13 protein-coding genes are annotated in these 14,076 nt (G+C 71.0%); 6 read left to right on the top strand and 7 right to left on the bottom strand.

The features are described 5' to 3' along the window. The first annotated feature begins 53 nt into the window (after positions 1-53). Positions 54-662 carry a TetR/AcrR family transcriptional regulator gene (locus tag ABZ016_RS06875; RefSeq protein ID WP_356915457.1) on the top strand — a complete coding sequence of 203 codons (609 nt, stop codon included), beginning with the start codon at positions 54-56 and terminating at the stop codon, positions 660-662. Positions 663-1,249: 587 nt separating this feature from the next. Here ABZ016_RS06875 and ABZ016_RS06870 read toward each other — a convergent pair. From ABZ016_RS06870 to ABZ016_RS06860, 3 genes are all read right to left on the bottom strand, one after another. Further along, complete coding sequence (locus ABZ016_RS06870; protein ID WP_356915456.1) at positions 1,250-2,503, bottom strand: DUF2637 domain-containing protein; 1,254 nt, start codon at positions 2,501-2,503, stop codon at positions 1,250-1,252. 89 nt (positions 2,504-2,592) lie between these two features. After that, positions 2,593-3,459: a DUF3558 family protein gene (locus tag ABZ016_RS06865; RefSeq protein WP_356915455.1), complete on the bottom strand. Its 867-nt coding sequence runs from the start codon at positions 3,457-3,459 to the stop codon at positions 2,593-2,595. Between the two features lie 118 nt (positions 3,460-3,577). Continuing rightward, positions 3,578-4,420, bottom strand: a complete 843-nt coding sequence (locus ABZ016_RS06860; RefSeq protein ID WP_356915454.1) for a DUF3558 domain-containing protein — start codon at positions 4,418-4,420, stop codon at positions 3,578-3,580. Positions 4,421-4,592: 172 nt separating this feature from the next. Between ABZ016_RS06860 and ABZ016_RS06855 the strand changes: the two genes are divergently transcribed. Continuing rightward, entirely contained in the window at positions 4,593-5,786 is a 1,194-nt protein-coding gene (locus ABZ016_RS06855; RefSeq protein ID WP_356915453.1) for an RtcB family protein, read from the top strand. Between the two features lie 36 nt (positions 5,787-5,822). Here ABZ016_RS06855 and ABZ016_RS06850 read toward each other — a convergent pair whose 3' ends face one another. Continuing rightward, positions 5,823-6,599: an SDR family NAD(P)-dependent oxidoreductase gene (locus ABZ016_RS06850; RefSeq protein WP_356915452.1), complete on the bottom strand. Its 777-nt coding sequence runs from the start codon at positions 6,597-6,599 to the stop codon at positions 5,823-5,825. A 130-nt stretch (positions 6,600-6,729) separates the two neighbouring features. Here ABZ016_RS06850 and ABZ016_RS06845 point away from each other — a divergent pair, with 130 nt between their 5' ends. Next, positions 6,730-7,167, top strand: coding sequence for a nuclear transport factor 2 family protein (locus ABZ016_RS06845; protein ID WP_356915451.1), 438 nt, complete (start codon positions 6,730-6,732; stop codon positions 7,165-7,167). 16 nt (positions 7,168-7,183) lie between these two features. On the opposite strand, the gene ABZ016_RS06840 is transcribed toward ABZ016_RS06845, so the two are convergent. After that, complete coding sequence (locus ABZ016_RS06840; RefSeq protein WP_356915450.1) at positions 7,184-7,519, bottom strand: YnfA family protein; 336 nt, start codon at positions 7,517-7,519, stop codon at positions 7,184-7,186. A gap of 76 nt (positions 7,520-7,595) precedes the next feature. Between ABZ016_RS06840 and ABZ016_RS06835 the strand changes: the two genes are divergently transcribed. From ABZ016_RS06835 to ABZ016_RS06825, 3 genes are all read left to right on the top strand, one after another. Then, positions 7,596-8,678 carry an LLM class flavin-dependent oxidoreductase gene (locus tag ABZ016_RS06835; protein ID WP_356915449.1) on the top strand — a complete coding sequence of 361 codons (1,083 nt, stop codon included), beginning with the start codon at positions 7,596-7,598 and terminating at the stop codon, positions 8,676-8,678. A 116-nt stretch (positions 8,679-8,794) separates the two neighbouring features. Continuing rightward, positions 8,795-9,517 carry a response regulator transcription factor gene (locus ABZ016_RS06830; RefSeq protein ID WP_356915448.1) on the top strand — a complete coding sequence of 241 codons (723 nt, stop codon included), beginning with the start codon at positions 8,795-8,797 and terminating at the stop codon, positions 9,515-9,517. Next, a complete protein-coding gene (locus ABZ016_RS06825) occupies positions 9,518-10,933 on the top strand; it encodes a HAMP domain-containing sensor histidine kinase (protein ID WP_356915447.1) in 1,416 nt (471 codons plus the stop codon). A gap of 335 nt (positions 10,934-11,268) precedes the next feature. Here the strand turns inward: ABZ016_RS06825 and ABZ016_RS06820 are convergent, their stop codons facing one another. Both ABZ016_RS06820 and ABZ016_RS06815 read right to left on the bottom strand, forming a co-directional pair. Continuing rightward, complete coding sequence (locus ABZ016_RS06820; RefSeq protein ID WP_356915446.1) at positions 11,269-12,243, bottom strand: L-threonylcarbamoyladenylate synthase; 975 nt, start codon at positions 12,241-12,243, stop codon at positions 11,269-11,271. Between the two features lie 182 nt (positions 12,244-12,425). After that, on the bottom strand, positions 12,426-14,066 hold the full coding sequence (locus ABZ016_RS06815; RefSeq protein ID WP_356915445.1) for an alpha-amylase family glycosyl hydrolase: 1,641 nt from the start codon (positions 14,064-14,066) through the stop codon (positions 12,426-12,428). Between the last annotated feature and the right edge of the window lie 10 nt (positions 14,067-14,076).

Genomic DNA, 14,076 nt, shown 5'->3' with positions numbered 1-14,076 from the left:
TCGGAGCGTGCACGGTCTACGGCAGTGGTCATATCGAGAGGCTGACGGGATAGATGTACGAGGCGCGTGAAGATCGACATGCCGCATCCAGCCCCATCGGGCGTCCCCGCAACCACCGCGCGGACCCAGCGATCCCGCGGGCCGCAGTGACAGTGCTGGGCGAGTCCGGGTTCCAGGGGCTGACCGTGGAACAGGTCGCCCGCCGGGCAGGAGCGGGAAGAGCCACCGTCTACCGACGCCGGCATACGAAAGAAGAAATGATCATCGGCGCCCTGGACGCGCTGATGGCGGACTTCGACGTCGAGCCCAGCGGCGACCTTCACGAGGATCTGTTCGCCATGACGCGCTGGCTTCGGGACGCGCTGCTCAACGCGCCCGAGGGGCGGCTCCTGCCGCACCTCGCGGCTCAGGCGGCCGGCGATCCCAACTTCCCGTCCAGCCACATGGACACGTGGGTCTGCCCCTGGCACGACGCCGTCGAGGCGGTGTTCGTCCGTGGCCGGACCGACGGGCTGGTCCGCCAGGACGTCAACCTCTCCGCCGTCGTGGACCTGCTCGCGGGTGTGGTGATCCTGCGTCTGTACCTGGGCCATGGCAAGCCGCTTACCGACGAGCAGATCCAGGAGATGATCGAAGCGGTTCTCGGCGGCGTTCTTCTGTGACGCCCTCCCGCGCCTGAGACAGTCCCCCGCATGGCAATGACCACTCCCCCCCCCCCCGCGGACTGCTCGTCCCCAACATCAAGGATGCCCAGACGCTGTCGCTGGCCGCCCTCGCGGGCGCGCCGGACGATCTGGTCGAGGAGAACTGGCTCCAAGGTGCTCGCGGACATCGCCGCGATACTGGAGCGCCCCAGCCGCCTGATCGCCTGGAGCTGAGCGCGACCGTCCTCCAGGCGACGTCCAGAGGTTTTGCAGACGGCTTCCACAGACTGTGAATCACCCCGTGACAGGGTCGGTCGTCAGCCATCCCCCGCCTGGCGATCGGCCCGCCCCTTCGCGTTCCTGCCAGTCCTTCCGGAGTCCGAGCATCTGAGGAGCCCCGCGGTGCCTGCCCATTCCTCGGCGAAGGCGGTGAAGCCCGTCGACCGCGTGGTCATCCGGTAAGGATCGCCGGTCGGCCCAGGAGGCGGTGATCCGGCTGGAACACGGGTAACCCACCACGGCCTTCGCCCTCTCCCGCCTCGGCGCACTGCTCGCGGGCGGAGACACCTGGACGGTCGCCGGCTGACCACAGACGCGCCGCTTCGCTAAGCGATGTGCTCCTCCAGCAGCTCACTGTTGAGACGTCCCGCGAACTGGTCCATGTACTGGTTCAGCTCCCGGGACTGCAGACGCAGCCCGTACGTGGCCTCGACGTTCGCGGCGAAAGCGCCGGGTGTGGGCATGCCCTCGCCGTCTATCGAGTACCGGAAGACCTGGTACAGGTCCTCGTCCGAGGGCACCGCGTCCGCTACGCCTTCGCCCAGGGGGCGCATGCCGCCCGCGCCGTTCGGCACCTGGACGTGCGGCCCCGGCCCCGGCTCCTGCACCTGCTCCTGCTCCTGCTCCTGGCGAGGCTCGGGCGTCGGCTGCGGAGCAGGCTCCTGCCGAGCAGGCTGCTGCGGAGGCGTATACCTGGGCGGCTCGTAGTTCGGGTCGTATCCGCCCTTGTACTGCGCGGTCTGAGGAGTGGCGAACCACTGGCTCGGCCCTTCCTCGACAGCCGCGATCGGCATCGACGCCTCGGTGGGCGTCTTGGCCTGGCCGACCCCGGACTCCAGTTCCGGTGCCGGCGCGGCAGGAGCTGCGGGCTGCGGTGGGAGCAGCTGCGGTTCGATCCCCGCGGCAGCGAGGCCGGCCGGTGCGGTCTCCGCCAGCGGCACGCCGTACCGGGCCAGTCGGAGCGGCATCAGGGACTCCACCGGTGCCTTCCTGCGCCAGTTCCGGCCGAAGCGGCTGCGCAGGCGGGCCTGGTAGACGAGACGTTCCTGCTCCAGCTTGATGACCTGGTCGTAGGAGCGGAGCTCCCAGAGCTTCATCCGGCGCCACAGGAGGAACGTCGGCACGGGGGAGAGCAGCCAGCGGGTGAGGCGGACGCCCTCCATGTGCTTGTCGGCCGTGATGTCGGCGATCCGGCCGATCGCGTGGCGGGCCGCCTCGACCGCGACCACGAACAGGATCGGGATCACCGCGTGCATGCCGACACCGAGCGGATCCGGCCAGGCCGCGGCGCCGTTGAAGGCGATCGTCGCCGCCGTCAGGAGCCAGGCCGTCTGACGGAGCAGGGGGAACGGGATCCTGATCCAGGTGAGGAGCAGGTCCAGGGCCAGCAGGACGCAGATGCCCGCGTCGATGCCGATCGGGAAGACGTAGGAGAAGTTCCCGAAGCCCTTCTTGAGGGCCAGCTCACGGACCGCCGCGTACGAACCGGCGAAGCCGATACCGGCGATGATCACGGCGCCGGCCACGACCACACCGATGAGAACGCGGTGCATCCGAGTCAGTTGCAGTGGCGCGGCCACCCGTTACTCCCCTCCCCTTGCGTGCTGTTGCGCGCAACAGGGTGACACATGTGTGCGGAGGACGGGTGGCCGGTTCCGGTCGGCGGTGTTCAGCTCTTCGAGGCGGGCTTCTCGGACGACGACTTCGACGGGGACGAAGAGGCCTCCTTCGAGGGGGACTTCGACGCCTCCTTCGAGGGGGCGCCGCCCGCCTTGCCGCCCGCGCCGTTCGCCTCGGACACGGCCTTGACCGCCTCCTCGGCGGCCTTCTTCGCGTCCTTCGTCAGGTCGTCGGCGCTCGGCGCCTTGTCACCGGCCAGGCCCGCGCCGTTGTAGTCGAGCGTGACGACGACGTTCTCGACGCGTGCCACGACCGTCTGCTGCTTGAAGGTGCCTTCCTTCTTCTTCAGCTCGTAGCGCACGGCCGTCGCCTGGTCGCCGATGTCGGTCACCGGCTCCGACTTGGTGCTCTTGGCGCCGTCCACGCCCTGGGCGTCCTGGACCTGCTTGGCGTAGTACTCCTGGGCCAGCTTGTCGGCCGGGCCGCGCGTGGCGTCGGACTCGAAGCGGAGCATCGACACGTTGAGCCAGCGGAACTGCGAGCCCTTCACGCCGTTGTTGTCGAGGCTGTTCCAGGAGCAGCCGGCGCGCGTCGAGATGTCGTCCGACTTGCCCTCCTTGCCCGACTTGCTCTTCGGGACGAGGTCCTTCAGCGTCTTCTTCGACAGCACCTTGCACGGCTCCGGGAGCTTGCCGTACGCCGCCGCCGCCACGGTCGGCGACGGGCTCGCGGACGCCGAGGCGGCGGCGTTCGCGGCCTTGTCCGTGCTGTCGCCGGAGCCGGAGTCCGAGGAGCAGCCGGCGGCGACCAGCATCACGGGGACGGCGGCCGCGCAGACAAGGACGCGGTTCATTCGCTTCGCTCGCTGATCTCGCTGGTCACGCTGTACTCGTCGCTGCATGGTTCCTTCACTCATGACGCTCGTGGTTCCTGCGGTCGGAACGGGTCCGAGTGGTCACCGTACGCGCTGAGGCCGTGGTGTGTTTTTCCTTCGGGTGCTTTGCGGGTGTGGGTGAAGGGTGCGTGAAGGGGACTCAGTCGCCCAGCGAATCGGCCAGCTGGGAGGCCAGTTTCTGGGCCCTGTCCTGCAATTCCTTGCTGTCCGGGACGACGCCGACGGTGGCCGGCTGCTCGATGTACTCGATGGTCACTATGACGTTGGACGTGCGGAACGCCACAGTCACCGTCCGCTGCTTGGCCGTCGAACCGGAGCTGCTCAGCTGGTCGTCGATGAAGGCTTCCTCGCCGAGATCCTCGAGGACGCGCGGCTGGAGCTCGTCCGGGGCGACGGACGTGGACGGCGAGGGCGAAGCGGTGCCGGAGGGGGAGGAACCTGCAGCGGGGGAGCCGCTCGGGGCGGCCGAGGAACCGCCGGCCGGGGTGCTGCCCGCGTCCGTGGGCTGCGCGGCGGACTCCGTCGCGGTGGGCTCGGGGAGGTGGGCCGCCGCCTGCTTCTCCGCGTAGAGCTGCTCGGCCTGGCTGTCGTCGCTGACCGCACTGTCGTAGGAGACGACCCGTTCGAAGTCGACGAGCAGATGGTCGGTGGCCTGCGGGCCGTCGACCTTCCACTGGCAGCCGACCTTGCGGTCGGTGTCGAACGTGACGGTCGCCTCGCCCTCGTACGCCTTCTCGCGCTGTTCCTCGTCGGTGATCTGCCGGATGCCGGGCAGGAGTTCGTCGAGCGTGCCGTGACCGACCGCGGTGCAGGGCTCGGGCAGCGTGCGGTAGCGGCCCGGCTCGGCGGCGGCCGTCGCGGTGCCCGTGTCGCCAGGGTTGGAGTCGTCCGTCGCGCCGCCGTCGTCCGAGCTGCCGGTGCAGCCGGCCAGCAGGACGGCGAGGAGCGCGGCGATACCGGGTGCGTACGCCTTCCGTTGCACGTGGAGGCTCCTCTCGGCACGGATATTGGCTTGCCGCCGTGGGGCGGCCGATGGACACAATGTGTATCGCACGCACTGCCGTGGACGCCGGTCCGGATTCCCTTTCGTCGACCTTGGCGCCGGTATTTGCGGTTGAGGACTTCTGTTCGTTTTACGGGGGATTGAGGACGCTATGTCGTATGTAGAGGTGCCTGGTGCGAAGGTGCCGATCCGGATGTGGGCCGACCCGGCCACGGTCGAGGGCTCGGCGCTGCAGCAGCTCCAGAACGTCGCCACACTGCCCTGGATCAAGGGTCTGGCGGTCATGCCCGACGTGCACTACGGAAAGGGTGCGACGGTCGGCTCGGTCATCGCCATGCAGGGCGCGGTGTGCCCGGCGGCGGTGGGCGTCGACATCGGCTGCGGCATGTCGGCGGTGAAGACGTCCCTGACGGCGAACGACCTGCCGGGGGATCTGTCGCGGCTGCGGTCGAGGATCGAGCAGGCGATTCCGGTGGGGCGGGGGATGCATGACGATCCCGTCGACCCGGGGCGGCTGCACGGGTTCGGTACGGCGGGCTGGGAGGGGTTCTGGGGGCGGTTCGACGGGATCGCCGAAGCGGTCAAGTTCCGTCAGGAACGTGCCACGAAGCAGATGGGGACGCTCGGATCCGGAAATCACTTCGTCGAAGTTTGCACGGATACGACCGGTTCTGTCTGGCTCATGCTCCACTCCGGTTCCCGCAACATCGGCAAGGAACTGGCCGAGCACCACATCGGCATCGCCCAGAAGCTCCCGCACAACCAGGGTCTGGTCGACCGTGACCTCGCGGTCTTCGTGGCGGACACCCCGCAGATGGCGGCGTACCGCAACGACTTGTTCTGGGCGCAGGAGTACGCGAAGTACAACCGCACGATCATGATGGCGCTCCTGAAGGACGTGGTCCGCAAGGAGTTCAAGAAGGCCAAGCCGGCCTTCGAGCCGGAGATCAGCGCGCACCACAACTACGTGGCCGAGGAGCGCTACGACGGGATGGACCTGCTCGTGACCCGCAAGGGCGCGATCCGGGCCGGCTCCGGCGACTACGGAATCATCCCCGGCTCCATGGGCACGGGTTCGTACATCGTGAAGGGCCTCGGCAACGAGAAGGCCTTCAACTCCGCGTCGCACGGCGCGGGCCGGCGCATGAGCCGCAACGCGGCCAAGCGCCGGTTCTCGACGAAGGACCTGGAGGAGCAGACCCGGGGCGTGGAGTGCCGCAAGGACTCCGGTGTCGTGGACGAGATCCCGGGTGCCTACAAGCCGATCGAGCAGGTCATCGACCAGCAGCGGGACCTGGTCGAGGTCGTGGCGAAGCTGAAGCAGGTCGTCTGCGTCAAGGGCTGACCGGCCGGCTCTGCAGCTCCCGGGGAACGGCCGGCTCTACAGCTCCCGGTGCACCTTCGTGTTCGACGCCTGGGCGCGGGGGCGGAGGACCAGCAGGTCGACGTTGACGTGGGCGGGGCGGGTGACCGCCCAGGTGATGGTGTCGGCGACGTCGTCGGCGGTGAGGGGCTCGGCGACGCCCTGGTAGACCTTCTCCGCCTTCTCCGTGTCACCGGCGAAGCGGGTCAGGGCGAACTCGTCGGTCTTGACCATGCCGGGGGCGATCTCGATGACGCGGACCGGCTGCCCGATGATCTCCAGGCGGAGGGTCTCGGCCAGGACGTGGGCGCCGTGCTTGGCGGCGACGTAGCCCGCCCCGCCCTCGTAGGTGCCGTGGCCGGCGGTGGAGGAGACGACCACGACCGTGCCGTCGCCGCTCGCGACCAGCTTGGGCAGCAGGGCCTGGGTGAGGTTGAGGGTGCCGATGACGTTCGTCTCGTACATCTGGCGCCAGTCGGCGGGGTCGCCGGTCGCGACCGGGTCGGCGCCGAGCGCGCCGCCCGCGTTGTTGACCAGGACCCCGATCGTCTGGAAGGCCGTGGCGAACTCGTCGACCGCGGCGCGGTCCGTCACGTCGAGGGCGTAGGCCGTGGCCTGGTGGCCCGCCTTGTTGATCTCCTCCGCCAGCGCCTCGATCCGGTCCTTGCGCCGGGCCGTGAGGACGACGCGGTAGCCGGCCGCGGCGAGCTGCCGTGCCGTGGCGGCGCCGATTCCGCTGCTCGCACCGGTGACGACGGCGATGCGGGAGGCTGCGGACGGGGCGGCGGTGGCCATGGGAGCTCCTCGGGCGTGGGGTGCGGGCCGGATACGGCCTCAGGACTTCCGGCCAGGATAGGTCGGGCCCGCGGTGGGAGAATGAGGGCGGGTGATCCCCTGGTTTCCTGGGCCTTCCTGGAGGTGGATCATGGGCGAGGCACGTGAGGTCATGGACCGGCTCACCGACGCGCTCACCTCGCACGCCGATCTGAAGACCATCGGCGAGCTGTACGCCGAGGACGCGGTCGCTTTCACGCCCGACGAGGGCGAGTTGCACGGGCGCGACGACATCGTCGAGTACTGGCGGGGGATGACGGAGGCGGTTCCCGAGGCGACGTTCCAGTCGCTGCACTCCTACGAGGTCGGTGACACGGCCATCGACGAGGGGATCTTCAGCGGCCGCAACACCGGGCCGCTGGAGCTGCCGAACGGGGAGACGCTGCCGCCGACGCAGAAGGAGATCCGGATCCGCGGGGTGGACATCGCCACGGTGAAGGACGGGCGGATCGTCGACTACCGGCTGTACTTCGACGAGATGGACTTCCTGGGGCAGCTGGGGTTGCTGCCGCCTGACGAGCCGTTCTGAGCCCCCAGGGGCCCGTTCAGTCTCCTCGCGGGGCGTACATGATGACCGCCATGCCCGCGAGGCAGATCAGTGCGCCCGTGATGTCCCAGCGGTCCGGGCGGTAGCCGTCCGCGACCACGCCCCAGAGGATCGAACCGGCGACGAAGATCCCGCCGTAGGCGGCGAGGACCCGGCCGAAGTGGGCGTCGGGCTGGAACGTCGCGACGAAGCCGTAGGCGCCGAGCGCGAGGACACCGCCGGCCGCCCACAGCCAGCCCCGGCTCTCGCGCACGCCCTGCCAGACCAGCCATGCGCCGCCGATCTCGAAGAGGGCGGCGACGACGAACAGGGCGGCGGAGCGGAGCACGAACATGACGGTCAGCTTCGCATGAGGGAGAGGAGGCCTCCGGGTACGGTTGAAGAGTAAACAAACTGGAAGGTGAGCGACCATGCAGTTCGGGATCTTCAGCGTCGGTGACGTCACGCCCGACCCGACCACCGGCCGGACGTCGACCGAGCGCGAGCGGATCAAGGCCATGGTCGCCATCGCGCTGAAGGCCGAGGAGGCCGGGCTCGACGTCTTCGCGACCGGCGAGCACCACAACCCGCCGTTCGTGCCGTCGTCCCCGACGACCATGCTCGGCTACGTCGCGGCTCGCACCGAGCGCCTGGTCCTCTCCACGGCCACCACCCTCATCACCACCAACGACCCGGTGAAGATCGCCGAGGACTTCGCGATGCTCCAGCACCTGGCCGACGGCCGGGTCGACCTGATGCTGGGCCGCGGTAACACCGCCCCCGTCTACCCCTGGTTCGGGCAGGACATCCGGCAGGGCATCCCGCTCGCCGTGGAGAACTACGCCCTGCTGCACCGCCTGTGGCGCGAGGAGGGCGTCGACTGGGAGGGCCGGTTCCGCACGCCCCTCCAGGGCTTCACCGCGACGCCCCGCCCGCTGGACGGCGTACCGCCGTTCGTCTGGCACGGGTCGATCCGCTCGCCGGAGATCGCCGAGCAGGCCGCGTTCCACGGCGACGGCTTCTTCCACAACAACATTTTCTGGCCGGCCGACCACACCAAGCGCATGGTCGAGCTGTACCGGGCGCGGTACGCGCACCACGGGCACGGCACGCCCGAGCAGGCGATCGTCGGGCTCGGCGGGCACGTGTTCATGCGGCGGAACTCGCAGGACGCCGTCCGGGAGTTCCGGCCCTACTTCGACGTCGCCCCCGTGTACGGGCACGGGCCGTCGCTGGAGGACTTCACGGACCAGACGCCGCTGACCGTCGGCTCCCCGCAGCAGGTCATCGAGAAGACCCTGTCCTTCCGCGAGTACGCCGGCGACTACCAGCGCCAGCTGTTCCTGATCGACCACGCGGGACTGCCGCTGAAGACCGTGCTGGAGCAGATCGACCTGCTGGGCGAGGAGGTCGTACCGGTGCTGCGCAAGGAGTTCGCCGTCGGCCGCCCGGCGGACGTGCCGGACGCGCCCACGCACGCGGCCCGGCTCGCGGCGGCCCGAGCCCGCGGGTGAGAGGCCGGTAGGACCCGGCCCGGCGGCCCCGCGCACGGGGTGAGAGAGGAGTAAGAAGGCCGCTCCGGCGCAGCTCATCCGGTCCCGGGGGCCGGGCGGCTTGGCACACTGGACGCGTGCCCCAAACAGTGCTGCTCGCCGAAGACGACCGCGCCATCCGCAACGCCCTGGAGCGCGCCCTGACCCTGGAGGGCTACGAGGTCGTGGCGGTCGCCGACGGTGTCGAGGCACTGGCGCAGGCCCACCGCAACCGCCCGGACGTCCTCGTCCTGGACGTGATGATGCCCGGCATCGACGGGCTCCAGGTGTGCCGCGTGCTGCGCGCCGAGGGCGACCGGACGCCGGTCCTGATGCTGACGGCCCTGGTGGAGACCGCCGACCGGATCGCCGGCCTGGACGCGGGCGCCGACGACTACGTCGTGAAGCCCTTCGACGTCGAGGAGGTCTTCGCCCGGCTGCGTGCCCTGCTGCGCCGCACCAGCCCGGTGGCCGCCGGCAGCGCCCCGGCGGCCGAGGAGGCGCCGAAGGCGGTCCCCGGGCGGTTCCTGGAGGCCGCCGGCATCCGTATGGACCCGCAGGCCCGCCGGGCCTGGCGGGGTGAGCGCGAGCTGGAGCTGACCCGCACCGAGTTCGAGCTGCTGGAGCTGCTGGTCCGCAACGCCGGCATCGTCCTCGACCACTCGACGATCTACGACCGCATCTGGGGCTACGACTTCGGGCCCGGCTCGAAGAACCTCGCCGTCTACGTCGGCTACCTGCGCCGCAAGCTCGACGAGCCGGGCGCGCCGCTGCTGATCCACACGGTGCGCGGCGTGGGTTACGTGCTGCGGGAGGACTGAGTGGGCCGCCTCCGCCGGTTGCTGAGCGGGCGGCGGCCGAAGCTGGTCTCGCTGCGGACCACGTTCGCCGTGTCGTTCGCGGCGGTGACGGCGGCCGTGACGATCCTGGTCGGCATCCTCTCCTACAGCGCGGCGGCCCGGCTGGTGCGGGTGGACCAGCAGACGGTGTTCGACGAGGTCGTGCAGGACCTGCGGGACGAGGTGCGCGGGAACCGGATGTCACCCGGCGACTTCTCGTCCGCCGCGCCCGGCCACGACCTGGTCCGGCCCGCCCGCACCGATGTGCAGGTGCTCGGCCCGGACGGGCACGTCGTCGACCCGGGCAGCCCGGGGCTGCCGGTCACCGGTGCCGACGTGCGGATCGCCGCCGCACCGGCGTCCGGGCGGGTCGCCGAGCACAAGGACGTCGACGTCGGCAACGACGTCTACCGGGTCGCGACCGTCTCCCTCGGCGGCGGCCGGGGCGCGGTGCAGATCGCGCAGGAGTTCAGCGACGTCGAGGATCTGCTGCGGGCGCTCCAGCAGCGGACGCTGGTGCTGATGGCGGCCGTGGTGGTCGGCGCAGGCCTGTTCGGCTGGTGGCTGGCCCGGCGGATCACGCGCCGTCTGGTCGTCCTCACCGACGCCGCCGAGGATGTCGCCCGCACCCGGCGGCTCGGCATCCAGGTGCCCGTCGCCGGGCACGACGAGGTGGGGCGGCTGGGCCGGGCCTTCGACCGGATGCTGGGCCGGCTCGCCCAGTCCGAGGAGGACCAGCGCCGGCTGGTCCAGGACGCGGGCCACGAGCTGCGGACGCCGCTGACCTCCCTGCGGACGAACATCTCCCTGCTCCGCCGGATCGACGAGCTCCCGCCCGGGGCCCGCGAGGAACTGGTAGCCGACCTCGGGCAGGAGGCCCGGGAGCTGACCGATCTGGTCAACGAGCTCGTCGACCTCGCGGCCGGGCAGTCCGACACCGAGCCGCCGCGGCGGGTGGACGTCGCCGACATCGCGGAGGAGGTGGCGGGTCTCGCCCGGCGCCGCAGCGGGCGGCGGATCGTGCTGCGCGCGAGCGGCGACACCACGACCGACGGGCGGCCCGGGATGCTCACCCGGGCGCTGTCCAACCTCGTGGAGAACGCGGTGAAGTTCGACCAGGGCGGCACGGCCCCCATCGAGCTGGTCGTCGCCGGGCCCGCGCGGCCCGGCACGATCCGCGTCGAGGTCCTCGACCGCGGCCCCGGAATCACCGACAACGACCTCGCCCGCGTCTTCGACCGCTTCTACCGCGCCGCCGACGCCCGCTCCCTGCCCGGTTCCGGGCTGGGCCTGTCCATCGTCCGCGAGGTGGCGCTCGCGCACGGGGGAGCGCCGTTCGCGTTCCGCCGGGAGGGGGGCGGCACGGTGATCGGCTTCACGGTGGGCGGGGGAGCGTGACCGGGGGCCGGAAATGCTCCGCATCGGCATCCTGCATTGGCGGTAGAGGCGCTCGCCGGACCGGACGAGGGCGCCCTGGAACGACTGCGCGTGTTCTTGCTCCGCGCCGTCGACGGGGTGCCATTGCGGAGAGCGCGTTCGCATTGTTGCCTCGCCGGCACGGTCGTCGGGGAAGCCCGAGGCGTAGTTTCCGGCGTAGTCCTGGCAGGTGATCGCGGCCCGGACCGCATCGTTCACGGCATCGTCGACAGCGCGGCCGGAGCCGGCAGTGAGCGTGTCCGCCTTCACGGTCCACCGCTGCCGTCTTTCGGATCCGGTGGTGACGAACACAGCGGTCACGCGGTGGGCCGGGGCCCCGCGGCGCGGCGCAGCCGGTTGGCGATCGCCAGTCCCAGCCCCTCCTCCACCGGCATGGAGGCGACGATGAGATCGCACCCCCGCTGGTCGAGTTCGCGCAGGAACCCGTACAGCTCGCGCGCGTAGTCGGCCAGGGACGCCGGGACATCCGCCACGGCGTGCGCCTTCACCGGGATGCCGGCGAGGGACGGGGGAAGAAGGACGCCAACCTGGTGCCCCTGCTCCTGCGCGAGCCGCGCCTCGTCGACGACCTTCTCCGGCTCGACCAGGACGACCCGAGCAGACGGCGCGTAGTGCGACGGGTGCTGACCCGGCACCCGGACATGGCTCGTGGACGGGACGTCGATCGGATACCCCAGCACCGCTTCGAGGTCCTCGCGGGTCACTCCACCGGGCCGGAGGATGGCCGGGGTCTCACCCATGACGTCGACGATGGTCGACTCGACGCCGACCCCGCAGGGACCGCCGTCCAGGACGAAGTCGACGGCATCGCCGAGCTCCGCCCGCACGTGACCGGCCGTGGTGGGGCTCACCGAGCCGAAGCGATTGGCGGACGGAGCTGTGACACCGCCGCCGAAGGCCGACAGCAGCGCGAGGGCAACGGGGTGGTCGGGCACACGCACGGCCACGGTCTCCAGACCACCCGTGGCTTCCAGGGGCACTCGCCGACCACGCCGCAGGACCAGCGTGAGCGGCCCCGGCCAGAAGTGCTCGGCCAGCAGGCGCGCCGTCGCGGGAACGTCCTGGACCCAGTCGTCCAGGTGCTGCGCGCCGCCGATGTGGACGATCAGCGGATGGGAGGGTGGGCGTCCCTTGACCTGGAAGATGCGCGAGACGGCAGCGGGGTCTTCGGCGTTGGCGCCCAGTCCGTAGACGGTTTCGGTCGGGAGGGCCACCAGGCCGCCGGCGCGCAGCACGCCGGCCGCCTTCTCGATGTCACTGGTTCTTGCCATCACCCTCGAAATCCTCTCACCGTTCCGCTCTCCCATGTTCCGCGGTCTGGTCGGCGCACAACGACCAGACCACGGCTCTCGGCACCTCGTGAGAGAAGCTCGGCAGAACGCTGCGGCCAGAGTTGAGGGCGACCCGCCACCGTGTGCGGCGCCCTGAGGCCCGGTGTCCCTGAGGGCCGGTGTCACACCTCCAGCCACACCGCCCGGTCCGGCCCGAGCAGGCCGTTCTCGAGCAACCCGCTCGCCAGCAGCAGCGCGGAGTGCGCCGGCAGTTCGTACGGCTCGGCCGAGAGGTTCACCACGCAGACGAAACCCGGCTCGCGGCTGAAGGCGAGGACCCCCTCCGGGGCGTCCAGCCAGGTCATGGTGCCGTCGCCGAGGGCGGGGTGGTCGCGGCGCAGCCGCAGGGCCGCGCGGTAGAGCTCCAGCATGGAGTCGGGGTCGCCGGCCTGCGACTCGACGGTGTGGTCGGCCCACCGGGCGGGCTGCGGCAGCCACGGCTCGGCCGTGCTGCCCTCGGGGCTGAAGCCGTAGGGGGCCGCCCGGCCGGACCAGGGGATCGGGACGCGGCAGCCGTCGCGGCCCCGGTCGGTGTGGCCGGAGCGTTCCCAGGTCGGGTCCTGGAGGACGTCCTCGGGCAGGTCCTCGACCTCGGGGAGGCCTAGTTCCTCGCCCTGGTAGACATAGGCGCCGCCGGGGAGAGCGAGCATCAGCAGGGCGGCGGCCCGGGCGCGCCGGGTGCCGAGTTCCAGGTCGAGGGGGCCCTCCGGGCGGTAGGGCTCGTTGGCCACCCAGCGCCTGACGGTCCGGCGGCCGTAGCGGCTGGGGTGGCGCGTCACGTCGTGGTTGGAGAGGACCCAGGTGGCCGGCGCACCCACCGCGCCCAGCATGGCGAGGGAGCCGTCGATGACGGCGCGCAGGTCCTTCGGGTCCCAACTCGACATCAGGAAATCGAAGTTGAAGGCCGTGTGCAGACCGTCCCGGCGGACGTACGCCGCCAGCCGTTCGGGTGTGTCCGCCCAGGCCTCGGCGACGAAGGAGCGGTCGCCGGGGAACTCGTCGGCGACCTTGCGCCAGGACCGGTAGATCTCGTGCACCTCGTCGCGGTCCCAGTGCGGGTGGTCGACGTGTCCCAGGGGCCGCCCGGCGTCCGGGTCCCGGCGGGGCGGCAGGTCCGGCAGCTCCGGGTGCTTGATCAGGCCGTGGGCCACGTCGATGCGGAACCCGTCCACGCCCCGGCCGAACCAGAACCGCAGCACCGACTCGAACTCGGCCCGCACCTGCGGGTGCTGCCAGTTCAGGTCGGGCTGCTGGGGCGCGAACAGGTGCAGGTACCACTCCCCGTCGGGCAGCCGGGTCCAGGCCGGCCCGCCGAAGCAGGAGACCCAGTCGTTCGGCGGCTGCGCACCGTCGGCGCCCCGGCCGGGGCGGAAGACGTAGCGTTCGCGTTCCGCGCTGCCCGGGCCGGCGGCGAGGGCCTTTTGGAACCAGGCGTGCTGGTCGGAGGTGTGGTTCGGCACGATGTCGGGGATCACGCGGATCCCGTGCTCGTGCGCCTCCTCGATGAGCTGCTCGGCCTCGGCGAGGGTGCCGAACCGCGGGTCGATCTCGCGGAAGTCGGCGACGTCGTAACCGTGGTCGGCCATCGGCGACTTGTACCAGGGGTTGATCCAGATCGCGTCCACGCCGAGGGACCTGAGGTACGGCAGCCGGGAGCGGATGCCGGCGATGTCGCCGACGCCGTCGCCGTTGCCGTCGGCGAAGCTGCGGATGTAGACCTGGTAGATGACGGCACTGCGCCACCAGGGTGCGGTGGGGGACACGTGGCTCCTT

It is taken from the genome of Streptomyces sp. NPDC006372, from assembly GCF_040612515.1.
Lineage (GTDB): Bacteria > Actinomycetota > Actinomycetes > Streptomycetales > Streptomycetaceae > Streptomyces.
The sequence above is the reverse complement of the archived record's forward strand: the minus strand, read 5'-3'. Positions and strand labels throughout refer to the sequence as shown.

Coding starts and splice junctions, on each gene's coding strand:
- ABZ016_RS06865 (WP_356915455.1), bottom strand. CDS start 3,459: ATGAGTGAAGGAACCATGCAGCGACGAGTACAGCGTGACCAGCGAGAT.
- ABZ016_RS06820 (WP_356915446.1), bottom strand. CDS start 12,243: ATGGCAAGAACCAGTGACATCGAGAAGGCGGCCGGCGTGCTGCGCGCC.
- ABZ016_RS06845 (WP_356915451.1), top strand. CDS start 6,730: ATGGGCGAGGCACGTGAGGTCATGGACCGGCTCACCGACGCGCTCACC.
- ABZ016_RS06835 (WP_356915449.1), top strand. CDS start 7,596: ATGCAGTTCGGGATCTTCAGCGTCGGTGACGTCACGCCCGACCCGACC.
- ABZ016_RS06840 (WP_356915450.1), bottom strand. CDS start 7,519: ATGTTCGTGCTCCGCTCCGCCGCCCTGTTCGTCGTCGCCGCCCTCTTC.
- ABZ016_RS06855 (WP_356915453.1), top strand. CDS start 4,593: ATGTCGTATGTAGAGGTGCCTGGTGCGAAGGTGCCGATCCGGATGTGG.
- ABZ016_RS06850 (WP_356915452.1), bottom strand. CDS start 6,599: ATGGCCACCGCCGCCCCGTCCGCAGCCTCCCGCATCGCCGTCGTCACC.
- ABZ016_RS06875 (WP_356915457.1), top strand. CDS start 54: ATGTACGAGGCGCGTGAAGATCGACATGCCGCATCCAGCCCCATCGGG.